Below are 14,459 nucleotides of genomic sequence, written 5' to 3'. Positions count from 1 at the left end.
GAGCGACGCGCCGATCTCCACCAGGGACTACTCGACCTCGCCTGCAGCATCATCTGCCTCCGGCGCCTTCGAAAGTCATTCTGAAACGATCAGTAAGCCGGCGAGGTCGAAATGGCGACGCCGTCACTCCCCGTCCGGCGCCTCTGGCAGCTTGTGTCTCAGTTCCCCAACGAGGGCGTTGATGGCGGCCATCATCTCGGCTGACAGGCCCTCGCTGTTGCCGCGGGCAGCTAGCCCGAGGATCTGCCCGCCGTGGATCGTGCCGAGGAAGCGGAGCGATTCCAGAAACTCGCGCGCGGCCGGGGCGAGGGCGGCGTCGTCCCGGAAGACGGCGGAGTCGACCTGGAGCGCCTCGGCAAGGCCCGAGCGCACTACGTCGGAGGCATCGGTGGTGGCACCCGCGCGAAGGTCCGCGATGTCGTTGGTCGTGAGGACCGTCGCGCCCGCGTGATCATTGACGGCCCGCGCGATCTCCTCATCGGAAGGCGCCTGCTTGTCCGCATACCCGTATTGCAGGAGGTAGTTGATCTTTTCCCCGACTGTGCGGGGCGCGGACTCCTGGCTGTCGCGAGAAGTCTTCGGGGGCACGCCGAACGAGCAGTCCTGGGCCGCCAGCAGTTCCTCCTTGGTCACCCCGTACGCCGCTGCGAGCGGCTGCACGTAGGCATCGCTGAGCCTGCGCCGACCGGACTCGGCATTACTCACCGGCACCCGGCTCGTGCCGAGGACTTCGGCGGCCTGCGTCACGCTGAGGCCGGCGTCGCATCTCAGTAGCTGCAGGTCCGGTGGGCCGTCATGGGGAAAGAGGACGTCGAGCGGCTGCCCCAGGGCCGCCGCAATCCCGGGGAGCTTCTCTCCCTTGGGGAAGTCTTGGCCGGTCTCCCACCGCGCGACAGTGGGGGCGCTGACGCCCACCGCGTCGCCCAGCTCCTTCTGGCCGAGCTCCATGCCCCGCCGGACAGTGCGGACGCGACTGCCGTCGAACTGACGTGGGGGCACATGAACTCCTGCTGGACGGCGACCGGGGGCGGTGTGTGAGACCACTCTAGTCCAGGCTTGATACATCCGCGCAAGTAACGTACGTTCCTGTATCGCACCTGGTGGTCGTAAGCCGACTCTCCGTGGTGCCAGTCCCTGGAAGACCCCTATCGTGCGGCGTCGTGGCCATTTGTGCAACGTGCAGCCGGGGTGTCTGTACCCAGTCGTACCGACTGGCGGTGGGGGGATCGCCCCCGCTCCCAGCCGTCGCGAACCCTGTGTTACCCGTAGCGGGTTACCGGGTGGACTTGCCACAGGTGTCTACGTATGTTCGTCGTCCGCCGCCGGGCAGCGACCCGGGGAAGAGACAGACCAGCGAGGGGGTGGGGCCAATGCGAGCGCACGGTCCCTGACCTGTCTCGCAAACGAGAACCGGCGCCCGGGAGCTACCAACTCCCAAGCGCCGGGCCGGCACCCCGAAGGGGCCGATTCACTACCACGCAGCGGCGGGACTTCTTTGCACGAGATACCGCCGCGCGCTCCTACGAACAACGGAGTATCGCATGCTTGCCATGCCGAGCGGAACCCTCGCCTGCCCAGACGCCGCTGACCGCCAGCACCGCCTCGCCGTCCAGCTCGCAGACCTGATCCCCGGGGCGACCCTCCTGCAGGTCAGCCTCGCCCACCCTGAGCGGCAGTGGCCGCACCCCCACGCTCGGGCCGCAGACTCGGTCGGGACGCGGATCACGCTGACCCGCACCAAGGCCAACATCGCCGCCAGGTGGGTTCTGCGCACCTGGCCGGACGCCGACTGGACCCAGCCGCACACCCTCGACCTCGCCACCGGGCGTCTCGTCGTCGGCGACCTCGACGCCACCCGCCGGAGCCGCTGACATGTCGCGGATCCGACCGGTCAAGCCGGAGGCTTACACCTCCGAGACGCTCGCCGAGCTGACCATATACGCCGAGCGCACCTTCTTCGGCCTGGCCACCGAGTGCGACGACCGTGGCCGCCACAAGGACCACGCCGCGATCATCTACGGCAAGCTCTGGGTGGTACGCGCCGACCAAACTCCCGTCGACGTCGAGGACCACCTCATGCAGATGGAGCGGTCGGGCCTGATCCACCGATACACCGGCTGCGACGGCAAGCGGTACCTCCACTACATCACGTGGGACCGCCACCAGAAGATCGACAAGCCGAGCCTGTCCCGTCTGCCCTCCTGCCCGCACTGCGCGCCGGAGCGGTGCGGCCCGTGCAAGGGCCCCTGCACCAAGCGCCCCTCCTCGACCGACGGCCAGCTCGTCCTCGCGTCGGCCTCGCTGAACCCTCCCCGAGACCTCGCCGATGACTCGGCGAACACCCGGGGAGTCCTCGCGCAGCCAGCAGAGCACCTCCCGGCAGCTCCCGTCCCCGCGCAGTCCGTCCCTGACACCCTTCCCGACACCCTGCTCGACAACGAGCCGGAGCACACTCGGGCCGCCAGAAAACCTGCAGGTCAGGGCGCTGCGGTCAAGAATTCGCCGAAGTCTCCTCGAAACCTCCCGGAGCCCTCGGCGCCTGGATCCAGGATCTTGGATCCTGGATCGTCTTCACCTACGGGGCGGCCAGCGCCCGGGGCCGACGCCGTCTCGGCCAACCAGCTCGTCGGCGAGTACGTGGCCTCCTGCCCCCAGCGTCCGCCGGGCAGCGTGCTCGGCCACCTCGGCAAGGTCGTCAAGACCCTGCTGGACGAGGGCATCGACCCCGAGCAGGTGCGGGCCGGGCTGCGGCGGTTCACCGAAATCCAGGGTCACCCGTCCCGGCTGCCGAGCCTGGTGAACGACGCCATGAACGCACGAAATGCCGGTTTGGCCCGGCCGGGATTCCGGCCTAACCTGCCCGCTCACCAGGCGTGGACCAACCCGGTCGACGCCCACGCCGCCTACGCCGAGGAGCTGTGATGCGCACCTACCGCGACCCGCAGACCCTCGCCGACGGCCCGTCGGTCCTCGACCGGATGGCCCGGATTCTCGCCGCCCGCGGCATCGACCGCGCCACGGTCGACGCCGTCCCGGACGAGCCGGAGCCGTTCTCGCCGGAGCAGGCACTGTCTGCCGGGATGCCGCTGCGGTACCGCGACGCGGTGGCCGACCACCCGCTTGTCCTGGCCTGGACCCGGCAGGTGGCCACCCAGGCTGTCGTGCCCAGCGCCGGAGCACGCCGCCAGGTCACCACCGGACCCAGCCTCCTGCTGGCCGGGGTGACCGGCGCGGGCAAGACGCACCAGGCGTACGGCGCGGTCCGGGTGCTGGTCGAAGCCGGCATCGGCGTGCGCTGGCGCGCCACCACCGCTGCCGACCTGTACGCCGAGCTGCGGCCCAGCTCCGACACCGACGCTGAGCGGGTGCTCGCTGCCTACAGCCGAGTGCCGCTGCTGATCCTCGACGACCTCGGGGCAGCCAAGACGAGCGAGTTCGTCGAAGAGCAGACGTACCGGCTGGTCAACCGTCGGTACAACGCGATGCTCCCGACCCTGATCACGACGAACCTGCGGATCAGGGACCTCAAGGCGTACCTCGGCGACCGGGTCACCTCCCGGCTCGCCGAGATGACCACCCGGGTCGAGTTCGAGCCGGTCGACCGCAGACGCCTCCAGCGCGCCGCCTGAGCCGCCACCTCGGCCGCGCCCCCGAGCGCGCCGACTCGCCCTTCACCGACCCAGTGCACCTCTCCGCCGACGCCGACCTGCGCGCGGAGAGTGATCGGAGCAACCCCGCATGACCACCACGACCACTCCCGAGCGCTACCGTTCGCTCGGCGATCACACCTGGCAGGACCAGGCCGTCTGCCACCCGAGCGAGTACAACCCCGTCGACCCCGACGTGTTCTTCCCCGGGCCGGACGAGACCGCCAAGATCGCCACCGCGCTGTCGCTGTGCGGCCAGTGCCCGGTCCGCCTCGCCTGCCTCGACGCCGCCCTCGAAGGCGGAGAAACCCACGGGATCCGGGGCGGACTGACCGAGGAAGAGCGCGAGCCCCTGCACGAGAAGATCGCCAAGCGCCTGGACTACGGCAGGGTCAACGCCACCATCGCCGGTCGGGACATCCACCTCACCTCGGCCGAGCGCCGGGCAGTCGTCCTCGCCGGATATCGGCAGGGCGTCAGCGTCGAGCGCCTGGCCATGCTGCTGAAGATCACCGAAGACCACGCCCTGAAGCTCTACCGCGAGACCAGCCGCAAGATCCGCAACCGGGAACTCCAGCAGGAAGCACGCAGCGGCAGTGCGGCAGCAGCCGGCACCAACCTGCGGGCCGACGACTTCGGGACGGCCGCATGAGCACCGCCACCACCCCCACCAGCGCGCACATCACGGGCTGGGACCGGACCGTCGTCATCGCCCTGGGCGCCGCCGGGTGCGCGCTGTCCTACGACGCCTTGCAACAGATGTCGTCGGCCGTCCACGTCCGAGGCTTCCTGACCTACCTGTTCCCGATCATCGTCGACGGTTTCATCGCCTACAGCATCCGGGCGCTGCTGGTCATGCGCGACGCCCCGCTGCGGGCCCGCGCCTACGTGTGGCTGCTCTTCGGAGCAGCCACCGGGACGAGCCTGTGGGCGAACGCGCTGCACGCGGTCAGGCTCAACCAGCAGAGCACCGCTTCCGGCCTGCGCCTGAGCGACACGGTGGTCGCCGTGCTGTCCACCATCGCGCCGCTCGCCCTGGCCGGCGCCGTCCACCTCTACATCCTCCTCGCCCGCGGACCGGTCAACCCGGCAGACCGACCCGGCCGGACCCACCGAAACACCGAGAGTGACCTCGGTCAGACCGATGCCGTCGCCGCACTGACCGAGCCGGTGACCGAACTGACCGGCATCGCGGACAACGCCCTGGCGGCCACCGGTCACCTCGGCCTCAGCCGGTCGGTCAGCGCAGTGACCGGCTCGCCGGTCACTGACCGGGCGGTGGGGTCGGGGCTGACCGTGGCCGAGCCGGGCACGGTGACCGAGGCGGCTGACCTGGGCGGTCAGCCGGACAACGGCCGGTCGGTCAGCGCGGTGACCGGCTCGCCGGTCACTGACCGGGCGGTGCGGTCGGAGCTGACCGTGGCCGAGCCGGACACGGTGACCGACGCCACCGACCCGGAGGTCAGCCCGGTCACCAAGCCACCGGTCACCGACCGGACGGTCGCTGACCGGTCGGACGACCGGGACACCGAGGAGCTGCTGGAGATCGCGAACAAGGCTGTGCAAGAGGCGAACAACCGGCTGACCCGCCAGATCGTCGCCCAAGCGATACGCGGCTCCAACCGGACGCTGTCCAGCGACACGCTGACCCAGCTGATGGCCCAGCTCCGCGAGCAGCAGCGCCAGAACCAGCTAGCCGCCGCCAGCCGGGACTGACCGCGACCGACCGGCCGGGGTCACCGACGAATCACCCCGGCCGGTCACCCACCACCCCGACACAGAACCGTTCACCGAACCGGAGCCCCAGCCATGCGCACTACCCCCACCACCTGGACCGAGGTGGACTCCTGGCTGACCGTCCTGCACCAGCGCGGCCACCTCCACCGCGTTGAAACCGGCACCGACGGCACCCGGACTGTCCAACGTCGCCGGCACTCCCGCCCCTGGACCCTCCACCATCCCGTCTTGGCCATCGACTGGATCGAGGACCTCGTCCGCGACGTCCGGCAGCGAGACACGGAGGCGAGCCGGTGACCGGTACCGACCAGGAGGGCACCACCCAGGCACCGGTCAGTGACCGTGATCAGGCTCCTGGCGGAGCAAGTTATGGGGTAAGGAGTCCTTACCCCGCCTCCGCCCCGAAGGGGGCGGAGGCTCCCCGCTCGGTGGCAGACCCAGGGGGGCCTGCCACCGAGCGGGGAGTCGGCCCAGGGGTGCCGACCATAGAAGAGGAGGAACCACTGCACGTAGCGAGCTCCGAGACCGCCCGTCGCCGCTCCCGCCTGAGCGTGCCGCGCACCAACCGTGTCTGCCCTCGATTCAGCGATGCCGAGTGGGCGCTCCTTCAGCAGGCAGCCCAGCAAGCCGAACTCGCTCCCGGCGGCTACACGGCCGCAGCGGTCATCGCGGCCGCCACCAGCAACGACCCGACCGCCGCCGTCGCCGACTACCGGCGCGGCATTCAGGAACTCATGGAGTCCAACCGCCAACTCGGCGCGGTCGGCAACAACCTGAACCAACTCGCCCACTACGTCAACGCCGGCGGGCAGCCGGGTACCGGCCTACGGCAGCTGCTGGCCCGCGTCGGAGCCTCCATCGACGCAGTCGACGAGGCGGTGGCCTGGATGGTCCGCCGGTGATCCCCAAGATCCGCATCGGCACAGACCGCAGCTTCCCCCTCGTCAACTACCTCTTCGGTCCCGGCAAGCACGAAGAACACACCGACCAGCACCTCGTCGCCTCCTGGAACGACTTCGCACCCGACCCGGGCCCCAACCCCGAACGACACCAGGTCGCCAAGCTCGCCGATCAGCTCGACCAGCCGGTCACGGCCATCGGCGACCGCGCACCAGCCAAGAAGATCTGGCACTGCTCCGTCCGCACCGCCCCCGAGGACCGCTACCTCGACGACGCCGAGTGGGCCGCCATCGCCCGCCGCATCGTCCACGCCACGGGCATCGCCCCAGAAGGCGACACCGCCGCCTGCCGATGGATCGCCGTCCGCCACGCACCCGACCACATTCACATCGCCGCCACCCTGGTGCGCCAGGACGGCCGCCTCGCGAACCTCAGCTTCGACCGGCCCAAGGCCCAGGCCGAGGCCCGCCTTATAGAGAAGGACTACGGTCTGCGTCAGCTCACCCCCGGCGACGGCACCGCCGCCCAGGCCCCCACCAGCCAGGAACGGTGGAAGGCCGAGCGCACCGGCCGCGCCGAGACCCCTCGCGAGACCCTCCGCGAAGCCGTCCGCCAGGCCGTCGCCGGAGCCGCCACCGAAGACGAGTTCTTCACCCGCCTGCGTGAGGCGGGCCTTCGAGTGAAGCTCCGCCACGCGCCCTCCGGTGACGTCCTCGGCTACAACGTCGCTCTCCCCGGCGACCGGAACGCCAGCGCGGAGCCGATCTGGTTCTCCGGGTCCAAGCTCGGCCCCGACCTCTCGCTCCCGCGGATTCGCCGCCGTCTGACCGACGACCCCACGCACGGCGAGCCGCCGCGTTCCCGCACCAGCCGCAACGGCCCGTCAGCACCCGCCCGCAGCAGGCGGGACGCCGCCGGCATCGCCGAGCGCGCCACGGCCGTCCTCAACGAGGACGACGACGAGGCCGCTGCCCAGCTCGTTGGCGCCGGAGAACTCCTCGACGCACTCGCCCAGACCTCCCCGGCCGCTAGCCGCGCCGCACTGCGGGACGCCGCCCGGACGTTCGAGCGAGCCACCCGCTCCCACGTCCGAGCGGAGAACGCCGACATCAGGGCCCTGCGCTCGGCAGCCCGCGGAATAGTCCACGCCGGCGGGGCGCTGGGTCGTGGAGAGGACGGCGGTGCCACCGCCATGGTGCTCTCCACCCTCGTCCTGCTCACGTTGGCCGCTGCCCGCTGGCACTCCGCCCGAGGGCACGCCCAGCAGGCAGCAGCCTCCCGTCAGGCCGCCGACCACCTCCGCGCCGCCTACCAGCAGACCGCCACCACCCCGATGCGGGCGATGTGCGAGAAGGGCCAGGCTCTGCCTGAGCCCGAACGGCGCCGTCACGAAGCCACCATCCGGGCCGCCCTTGGCGAACCGGAGAGTCGTAGCGGCGCAGACCACCGGTACGACGCTCTTGCCGCCACCCTCGCCGAAGCCGAGAAGGCCGGCCACGACCCGAAAGCCCTGCTGGACGAAGCCACCTCCTGGCGGGAACTCGACACCGCTCGCAACACCGACGACGTGCTGGTCTGGCGCATCCGACGCATCGCCGACCTGCCCTCGATCCCCACCTCCTCCGACAAGCCGAAGACCGGTGCCACCCAGGAAAGGCCGGTAACCGGCCGATCGAGCACCCGCGCGGCTAAGCCTGCACCTGCACGCCCGGTCGCCGACCCCCAACGTCCGGCCCCCCGGCGCTGACCAGTCGGCCTGGCGGACACCTCCGTCCGCCGGGCCGGCACCCCGAAACCCCTCGCCACCCACTCCCACCGGGTGTTAGGGAAGAACCTGCACTGCGAACGGAGAGCCAGCCCGTGCCCAGAACCGCCGAACAGCCTGCCACCACCGTCCCGGCCGCGACCGTCGTTCAGCCGGCGGCCAGCGACCCCCTGCTTCAGCTGGAGTACGAGACAACGCCGCCCAGCGGGCCGGACGCGATCCGCGGAGCGCAGTGCCCCCACGAGCTGGCCCTGCGCGGCATGCCGGTGGTCTGCTCCGGCTGCCGGGCTCGGCGCGACTGGCTGCTCATCAACCACCGCCGCAACGTCTGGGTCCGCTGCCGCTGCGGCCACCAGTGGCTGGAACCCGAGATCACCCGCAAGGACTTCGACGCGATGCTCACGGACCCGAGCTGGACGTACTACCCCACCCTCGCCCAGGGCCAGATCGCCCTCGGGTTCGACGGCACGTTTGCAGGACTCTACGTCGAGTAGGGCAGAGCGAAGGGGACCGCCACCAGGCCGGTGGCGGTCCCCTTTCGCAGTCGAGGCGATCAGCGCTCGATGTCGGGCCTGCCGCCGGACATGGGCAGGCTGCCGTTTCGGCTCAGCCGGTGGAAGCTGAGCCGGACGGCGGCCGGGCGCAGGGCGAGCTCGACGGCCAGTGCGTCGGCATCGAGGGCGGGCTCCCGCCGGAGCCGCTCAAGGACGAGCTGGTCGGTCCTGGCGTCACCCGCTCGCGCAGTCCAGTACGCGGCGAGGGCGGCTCCGCCCAGCACGGCCAGGCCGACGGCGCACATCGCGTAGGAGGCGGAGAGCGCCGCGACGATCGCGGTAGCGGAACCCAGAACGGCGAGGAGGCCGAACGCCACAAGGGCGTACGGCCGAGGTCGGGACGGGCGGTCGGTCATGAGGTTGAGTGGTCCTTCCAGACCGGGCCGCAGCCGTTGTCAGCTGCGGTGGGTCGACTTGGGCAGAACGCCCCGGAAGTCGCAGCCGGGGCACTCGTCCTCCCCCTGGATGTGGCCTTCGTACCAGCCGTGCACGGCGGCGTGCAGGATCGCCTCCTCGACGGTGGCCTCGCCCGTCCGCACCGAGGCGACCGCGTTGGCGACGACCAGCTGGAGCACGGCGGAGTCCGGAGGCGGGAACGGCGGGGAGGGCATCGAAGAGGCGGTCATGGATGGAGAGCGTAGAACCTGACGGGTCAGCTGGCAGCCGGGTCGGCGGTCCCGGTGGCCAGGTCGCTGCGGTAGCCCTGGCCACGCGGCTTCCAGTCGGCGAAGGTCGCGGGCTTCCAGCGCGGGCGGTCCGCGATGCTCTCGTCGTCAGGTGAGGGCAGGGCCCCTCGGCTCTTGCGGCTGCGGGCGGCGCCGACACTGATCCCGAGGTGCGCGGCGACCTCGGCGTAGCCCCAGAGCTGCTGGTCGTCGGCCATGGTGTTCCTCCTCGGTGTCCCGGTGACGAGGGTACGCGGGATGGGCGGGCGTACGGCAAGGCCGCCCTGCCGGTGGCGGGGCGGCCTGCTACGGGGGCCGGTCAGAGTTCGGCGAGCCGGTTGGAGAGGTTGAGAGCGGCGGTGGCGACGGCGAGGGCCGAGCACAGGCCGGTGACCTCGCGGACGGTGGGGCGGACGAGGTGCGGCCAGCCGTCGGGGGCGGCGTGCCAGGAGCCGAGGTGGACCTCGGTGGTGGCCAGGCCGAGGCGGGCGGTGACGTCCCAGCCTGCGCAGCTGGCTTCCTCCCACCGCAGGCTGATCCGGCCGAGGGGAAGACGGGGAGCATCGGAGGGCAGCCACAGGACGCCGATCGGGTGGACGGGGTTGGCGGGTGCGCTGTGGACGAGGGCGCCGCGGACTCCGGCCGGCATCGGCCGGAGGGCGAGGCTGTCGAGCGGGTGGGCGGCTCGGGGGGCAGGGCGAGAGGTGATGCGGTCCTCCTGGTTCGGTGTAGTCCGGGGGGTGGTGGTCAAGCCCAGGCGAGGTGGTTGCTGACGGCGTGCGGGAGGTAGCCGTCTTGGCCGTCCTCGCCGATGTAGGCGATGCCGTCGTGGACGACGACGTCGGTGCCGACGTAGTGCGCGAACGGGAAGTCGGGGTTCACGGCCAGGCGGACCCGCAGGTTCGGGTCCAGGTTCTGGAGCTGGGCGAGCAGGTCGCGCACGGTGAGGTACTGGGGCATGGCGGGACTCCAGGCAGATCGAGGGGCGAGGGAGGGGTGGGTGAGCCGGTGGCGGTCACGGGAGGTCGAGGCGGAGCCGGGCACGCAGGACGGCCGGGGCCTTCGGCGCGGGCGGGGTGTGGGTGGCGAGGTGCCGCTTGCGGGACTCGTTCACGTAGCCCTTGCCGGAGTCCTTGAACTCCCAGGCCCCGCAGGTGCAGATGGCCTGGGAGTAGCTGCGGCCGGGGCAGCCGGGGTGCAGCGGCTTTCCCGAGCTGCTGTGCCTGTGCTCGGGCGGGCAGACGGAGTTGTCCGGGTGGTGGTTGGTCAGCGGGGCGCGGTGGGCGGCCATCAGGTCCTCTCGGTCGGTGGTGCGATTCGCTGGGTGGCGGGCAGTCGGCGGCGGGGTTGGATCAGGACGAGGTCGTGGGCGGGCCACGGGTCGCAGGTGTCCCACGGGTGGCCGGTGGTGAGGACGACGGTGCCGTCCGGGCCGTGGACGTCGGGGAGGCCGCAGACACCGCAGCCGCACGTCGGGTCGTACGGGCTCGGGCGGGCACGGTAGGGGCCGGAGGCGAAGTAGCTGCTCCGTGGAAGCCGTGCGGGCTCGGCAGGGTCGAAGGCGGAGACGATCAGGTCTCCGGCGCGGACTTGATCGGCCCGGACGATCCGCAGGCCGGCGCTGGGGATGATGAGGCGGCTCGCGCGGTGCTCGGTGGTCGTGGTGACCACCACCGGATGGAAGTCGGCGTGGGTGTGCGTGCTCGCTCCTTGGCAGTTGGCGGTCTCTCTGGGCCGTGGGACCGGGGAGGTCCTGGTCAGTGACTCAGCCGGCGAGCCGGTAGGAGCGCATCGGCAGGGACTCGCCCTCGGTCTCGCGGACCACGAGGCCGTCGGCGGCCAGCCGGTTGAGCGATCTGGCGACCGTGCGGTCGGGCAGGTTCAGTGCGTTGCCGATCTGGCGGACTCGGGCACCGTCGGATGCCTTGGCGAGGTGCGCGACGACCTTCCGGTCGCGCCGTAGGCCCAGCTCGTGGACGTCGTCGAAGGCCAGCAGCAGACCGCTGACGGTGATGCAGAGGCTGCTCAGGAAGTCGGTGGTGTTCGGCTGGGCAGAGAGGGCGGTGACAGCGCCGAGCGCGGCGATGGCCGGTCCGGGGATGCGGGTGACGTCGATACTGAGCTTCACGCGGAGGCCCTTTCGGTGGTTTGCGGGTGTGCCCGAAGACGGGAGCTGCTGGGGACGGCCGAGGGAGGATCCGGCGACTGGCGGGTGCCCGGCGTGGGCCGGGCACCCGAGCAGCGCGGCGTCTTGCTGGTGGAGTGGCTCAGCTGGCCAGGACGAGGGAGGTGCTGGTGACGTCGGCCGTGGTGTCGAGACCGACGGCGAGCGGTCCGGTCGAGGAGCTGGCCTGGTGGTCGGCGAGCCAGCGGGCGACCGAGTCGGCGCAGGCGCTGCAGTCGTCCTCGAAGGAGAGGCTGCCGTCGCCGACGTAGACGTCCACGACGTCGTCCTCGTCGGGGTCGAAGGGCGACGTCGCCGCCGGGTAGAAGCAGGCGAGCCAGGCGTGGTGGTCCTCGGCGGGGCGTGCGATCTGGCCGTCGTCGTCGGTGATCAGGAGTTCGCCGCCGGGTACGAGCAGGGACAGGGCGAAGTAGCCGCCACCCGTGTGGACAGGCTCGAAGGCGAGGCCGCGCTGCCGGAGAGTCTGGTAGATCGCGCGTCCGGCGACCGGGCTTTCGCTGGCGGGCAGTTCGTCGGTGAGAGCGGACTCGATGCTTCGGACGAAAGTCAACGTGGCTTCTCCTGCGGCTGGTTGGACGATACGAATGGGGGGCGATCAGCGGGTGTGGGTGGCGATGAGTGCGGCGAGGAACCCGGCGACGGCCTCGGACGGGGTATGAATGCCGAACTCCTGGGTCCACGGCTCGGCGTCGGCCGGGCGGGCCTGGACGCGCCAGACGATGCCCCGCTGCCAGGCCGCCGGGTCTTCGGGCAGCCAGCCGACGTAGACGCGCCCGTCCGGGCTGGTGCAGTGCACGTTCGCCTCAGGGGTGTCGACGGTCGGCCAGCCGAGCCCGACAAGAAGCGCGAGCACGGGCTCGGCGCAGTGGTCGGTGGCGAGCCAGGAACGGTCCTCGACGGCGAGGCGGACGGTGGCGGGCAGGAGGCTGCTGGGCGCGTTCACGGGGGCTGGTCCCTTCGTTGACCTGCGGTTTCGGCGACATGAGAACTTTGACATGCACCATGCCGAAGTTCGTAGTCATTTCCGGGATCAGTTCGGTCTGCCGTGGGCGAACCGGCGGGAATGGATCGCCGGTGCCGGGTGCTGAAGGAGAGTTACGGCGCGCGGCCGTACACGGGCCCAGAGGGGGAGGACGGCAGTGGAGCCGAGCAGAGGCCGCGACATGGCGGCACTGGAGAGCAAGATCCGCAGCGCGGGACGGCCGTGGACGATGGGCGACCTCGTGATGATCGCTGACGGCCAGTGGGCCGTGCCCACTTCGGACCGGGCCGAGCGGTCGAACGACCAGGTGGTCCGAGCCCGGCTGCGGGACGGCCAGCGGGTCGAGCTGACGGTGGAGGAGCTGGCTCGCGCGGTGGGTGCCGCCGACCCCGGCACCCACCGCGACCGGGCCGAGGACTGACCTCGGGTCCTACCGGTGAGCCGCGGGAGCCGGCGCACGAGCGGCGGGTGCCTGCGGGGCGGGCCGGTCGGCGGGCAGTCCCAGCGGCCGGGAGGGCGCGGTGCGGGCGGTCGCGGCCCGGACCCGCTCGGCGTCCGGGCCGTCGACGGCCTTGAGCGCGTACTCGCGGGCTTCGACGAGGTGGATGATCGCACTCAGGGCGGTGTTGCTCTCGGCGTACGCGGTCCGCAGCGAGCTAGCCGCAGAGGTGATCCGGTCGAGGTCGTAGAAGGCCGGCACGTGGCCGGGCCGCGTCAGCGCGTGGAGGCGGTCCTGGTGCACGACGGCGGAGTTGGAGACCACGGCAAGGTGGCTCCTGGTGTGCATGACGGCTCGGAGCAGGGGGTCCTCGACGGGCTGGCGGACCGATGCCTTCTCCAGTTCGGCGATCGGCCGGGCCCAAGCTTTCACGATCAGGGCATCGGCATGGTCGAGGGCGGTCGGGTCAGACACGGTGTTCTCCGGTGGGGCCTGCTCGGTGGGAGCGAGTGAGGTGGCGGCCTGGGTGGCCTGCTGCGCGGAGTAGAGCTGGACGGCGTGGTCGCTGGTACGGGCGCCCAGCTTCCGGCGGGCTCTGGCGGCGCGGCTGTGAAGGGTCGCGGCGTGGGTTCCCTGGCGCCGAGCGACTTCGGCGATGGTGTAGCCCTCCGTGAGGTAGCGCAGGAGGGTGGCCTCGGCGGGGCTGAGGGGTTGGCCGTGCAAGGGCTTGCTCAAGGTCGGCTCCTTCGGGAAGTTGCGGAGGTGCCCGCACCAACGGGAGCGGGCGCCGGAGTCGGTGGGGTCCGGCTGGTGGAGGAGGCGGAGGTCGAGCGGGAGGTTGCGGCGCTGATGCGCGCGAACTCCAGCGGGGTTGGTGCGGCCGGCGTGGCGGAGGCCCCGGCGGCGAGGTGCTCCAGGTCGATGCGCCGCATGGACCGGTGGACCGGCGCCGGGTCGCTGACGGCGGTGGTCAGCGCCTGGAGGAGGTGCTCGGGCAGGCGGGAGGAGGCCGTGGCGTACCAGACCTGGCCGGGCGCCCCGGCCTCGAACAGCCACCGTTCGGTGCCGCCGGTCATCTCGGCGCCGTGCTCCAGGGGCTTATCCCGGACGTGGAGCCGGACGAAGCGGTCCGGCGACCGGTAGGTGAGGAACGGGGTGGTCGGGTCCAAGCTCCACTCGTCGGCGAGGAGCCCCAAGCACGTCTCGACGCCGACGGTTCGTCCGCCGTGGTCGAGGTAGGCGCTGGGGCCGCTGGCGTAGGCGTCGGCGAATGCGGTGGTGAAGTCCGCGACGACCTCGGGCGGGGCCTGGTAGTCGAAGGTGACCAGCCACTCCGGCGGCGCGAAGGCGTCCGGGCCCGCACTGATCTTCCACAACACCGGGCCGTCGGCCTCTGGAAGGTGTGCCAGGCGGGCACGCAGGTCCGGTGAGGCGACGAAGGTGTTCCCCTCCTGATCGCGGCTGCGAGCCCACCCGGCGTCGAGCAGCGGCTGGACGGCTTCGGAGCCGTCGGAGTCCGAGTTCGCGAGGTAGCGCGGGGCAATCCGGTAGTGGCGCGGCTGCTCGGGCGTGTTGGGCATGTCGG

At 71.4% G+C, this 14,459-nt stretch carries 23 protein-coding genes; 10 read left to right on the top strand and 13 right to left on the bottom strand.

The genetic code is table 11. The annotated features are described in order from the left end of the window. Positions 1 to 123 precede the first annotated feature (123 nt). Complete coding sequence (locus ACIGZJ_RS33610; protein WP_396460835.1) at positions 124 to 999, bottom strand: helix-turn-helix domain-containing protein; 876 nt, start codon at positions 997 to 999, stop codon at positions 124 to 126. Positions 1,000 to 1,550: 551 nt separating this feature from the next. On the opposite strand from ACIGZJ_RS33610, the gene ACIGZJ_RS33605 reads away from it, so the two are divergent. The 9 genes from ACIGZJ_RS33605 to ACIGZJ_RS33565 all read left to right on the top strand — a co-directional run bounded on the left by ACIGZJ_RS33605 (position 1,551) and on the right by ACIGZJ_RS33565 (position 8,543). Further along, positions 1,551 to 1,871, top strand: a complete 321-nt coding sequence (locus tag ACIGZJ_RS33605; RefSeq protein ID WP_396460834.1) for a transcriptional regulator — start codon at positions 1,551 to 1,553, stop codon at positions 1,869 to 1,871. Position 1,872: 1 nt separating this feature from the next. Then, positions 1,873 to 2,922, top strand: coding sequence for a hypothetical protein (locus ACIGZJ_RS33600; protein ID WP_396460833.1), 1,050 nt, complete (start codon positions 1,873 to 1,875; stop codon positions 2,920 to 2,922). Then, positions 2,922 to 3,629, top strand: a complete 708-nt coding sequence (locus ACIGZJ_RS33595) for an ATP-binding protein (RefSeq protein WP_396460832.1) — start codon at positions 2,922 to 2,924, stop codon at positions 3,627 to 3,629. The genes ACIGZJ_RS33600 and ACIGZJ_RS33595 overlap by 1 nt, the downstream gene beginning before the upstream one ends. 109 nt (positions 3,630 to 3,738) lie before the next feature. Continuing rightward, a complete protein-coding gene (locus ACIGZJ_RS33590) occupies positions 3,739 to 4,299 on the top strand; it encodes a WhiB family transcriptional regulator (RefSeq protein ID WP_396460831.1) in 561 nt (186 codons plus the stop codon). Beyond that, positions 4,296 to 5,363, top strand: a complete 1,068-nt coding sequence (locus tag ACIGZJ_RS33585; protein WP_396460830.1) for a DUF2637 domain-containing protein — start codon at positions 4,296 to 4,298, stop codon at positions 5,361 to 5,363. Before ACIGZJ_RS33590 ends, ACIGZJ_RS33585 begins: the two co-directional genes overlap by 4 nt. A gap of 93 nt (positions 5,364 to 5,456) precedes the next feature. Beyond that, entirely contained in the window at positions 5,457 to 5,681 is a 225-nt protein-coding gene (locus ACIGZJ_RS33580) for a hypothetical protein (protein ID WP_396460829.1), read from the top strand. Positions 5,682 to 5,860: 179 nt separating this feature from the next. After that, the gene (locus ACIGZJ_RS33575) at positions 5,861 to 6,286 is read left to right on the top strand and encodes a MobC family plasmid mobilization relaxosome protein (protein WP_396460828.1); all 426 of its coding nucleotides are present in this window, start codon (positions 5,861 to 5,863) and stop codon (positions 6,284 to 6,286) included. Next, a complete protein-coding gene (locus tag ACIGZJ_RS33570) occupies positions 6,283 to 8,031 on the top strand; it encodes a mobilization protein (RefSeq protein WP_396460827.1) in 1,749 nt (582 codons plus the stop codon). Before ACIGZJ_RS33575 ends, ACIGZJ_RS33570 begins: the two co-directional genes overlap by 4 nt. A 113-nt stretch (positions 8,032 to 8,144) precedes the next feature. After that, entirely contained in the window at positions 8,145 to 8,543 is a 399-nt protein-coding gene (locus tag ACIGZJ_RS33565) for a hypothetical protein (protein WP_396460826.1), read from the top strand. A gap of 59 nt (positions 8,544 to 8,602) precedes the next feature. Here ACIGZJ_RS33565 and ACIGZJ_RS33560 read toward each other — a convergent pair whose 3' ends face one another. The 10 genes from ACIGZJ_RS33560 to ACIGZJ_RS33515 form a co-directional block, all read right to left on the bottom strand. Next, a complete protein-coding gene (locus tag ACIGZJ_RS33560) occupies positions 8,603 to 8,959 on the bottom strand; it encodes a hypothetical protein (RefSeq protein ID WP_396460825.1) in 357 nt (118 codons plus the stop codon). 39 nt (positions 8,960 to 8,998) lie between these two features. Then, complete coding sequence (locus tag ACIGZJ_RS33555) at positions 8,999 to 9,229, bottom strand: hypothetical protein (protein WP_396460824.1); 231 nt, start codon at positions 9,227 to 9,229, stop codon at positions 8,999 to 9,001. 26 nt (positions 9,230 to 9,255) lie between these two features. Continuing rightward, complete coding sequence (locus ACIGZJ_RS33550) at positions 9,256 to 9,486, bottom strand: MarR family transcriptional regulator (RefSeq protein ID WP_396460823.1); 231 nt, start codon at positions 9,484 to 9,486, stop codon at positions 9,256 to 9,258. A gap of 101 nt (positions 9,487 to 9,587) precedes the next feature. Then, positions 9,588 to 9,917 (bottom strand): esterase, encoded by a 330-nt coding sequence (locus tag ACIGZJ_RS33545; protein WP_396460822.1) that lies wholly within the window; start codon positions 9,915 to 9,917, stop codon positions 9,588 to 9,590. A gap of 98 nt (positions 9,918 to 10,015) precedes the next feature. Beyond that, on the bottom strand, positions 10,016 to 10,228 hold the full coding sequence (locus ACIGZJ_RS33540; RefSeq protein WP_396460821.1) for a hypothetical protein: 213 nt from the start codon (positions 10,226 to 10,228) through the stop codon (positions 10,016 to 10,018). Positions 10,229 to 10,283: 55 nt separating this feature from the next. After that, positions 10,284 to 10,559, bottom strand: a complete 276-nt coding sequence (locus tag ACIGZJ_RS33535; protein ID WP_396460820.1) for a hypothetical protein — start codon at positions 10,557 to 10,559, stop codon at positions 10,284 to 10,286. Further along, positions 10,559 to 10,939: a hypothetical protein gene (locus ACIGZJ_RS33530; RefSeq protein WP_396460819.1), complete on the bottom strand. Its 381-nt coding sequence runs from the start codon at positions 10,937 to 10,939 to the stop codon at positions 10,559 to 10,561. The genes ACIGZJ_RS33535 and ACIGZJ_RS33530 overlap by 1 nt, the downstream gene beginning before the upstream one ends. A gap of 94 nt (positions 10,940 to 11,033) precedes the next feature. Beyond that, positions 11,034 to 11,396: a helix-turn-helix transcriptional regulator gene (locus ACIGZJ_RS33525; RefSeq protein WP_396460818.1), complete on the bottom strand. Its 363-nt coding sequence runs from the start codon at positions 11,394 to 11,396 to the stop codon at positions 11,034 to 11,036. 139 nt (positions 11,397 to 11,535) lie between these two features. Continuing rightward, positions 11,536 to 12,003, bottom strand: a complete 468-nt coding sequence (locus tag ACIGZJ_RS33520) for a hypothetical protein (RefSeq protein WP_396460817.1) — start codon at positions 12,001 to 12,003, stop codon at positions 11,536 to 11,538. 45 nt (positions 12,004 to 12,048) lie between these two features. Continuing rightward, positions 12,049 to 12,396 carry a DUF317 domain-containing protein gene (locus ACIGZJ_RS33515; RefSeq protein WP_396460816.1) on the bottom strand — a complete coding sequence of 116 codons (348 nt, stop codon included), beginning with the start codon at positions 12,394 to 12,396 and terminating at the stop codon, positions 12,049 to 12,051. A 196-nt stretch (positions 12,397 to 12,592) separates the two neighbouring features. Between ACIGZJ_RS33515 and ACIGZJ_RS33510 the strand changes: the two genes are divergently transcribed. Then, entirely contained in the window at positions 12,593 to 12,856 is a 264-nt protein-coding gene (locus ACIGZJ_RS33510; protein WP_396460815.1) for a hypothetical protein, read from the top strand. A 9-nt stretch (positions 12,857 to 12,865) separates the two neighbouring features. Here ACIGZJ_RS33510 and ACIGZJ_RS33505 read toward each other — a convergent pair whose 3' ends face one another. Beyond that, the gene (locus tag ACIGZJ_RS33505) at positions 12,866 to 13,609 is read right to left on the bottom strand and encodes a hypothetical protein (RefSeq protein ID WP_396460814.1); all 744 of its coding nucleotides are present in this window, start codon (positions 13,607 to 13,609) and stop codon (positions 12,866 to 12,868) included. After that, a complete protein-coding gene (locus ACIGZJ_RS33500) occupies positions 13,606 to 14,454 on the bottom strand; it encodes a DUF317 domain-containing protein (protein ID WP_396460813.1) in 849 nt (282 codons plus the stop codon). The genes ACIGZJ_RS33505 and ACIGZJ_RS33500 overlap by 4 nt, the downstream gene beginning before the upstream one ends. Positions 14,455 to 14,459 lie beyond the last annotated feature (5 nt).

Source organism: Kitasatospora sp. NPDC052868 (assembly GCF_044547105.1).
Lineage (GTDB): Bacteria > Actinomycetota > Actinomycetes > Streptomycetales > Streptomycetaceae > Kitasatospora.
This window is presented reverse-complemented; position numbering and strand designations above follow the sequence as displayed.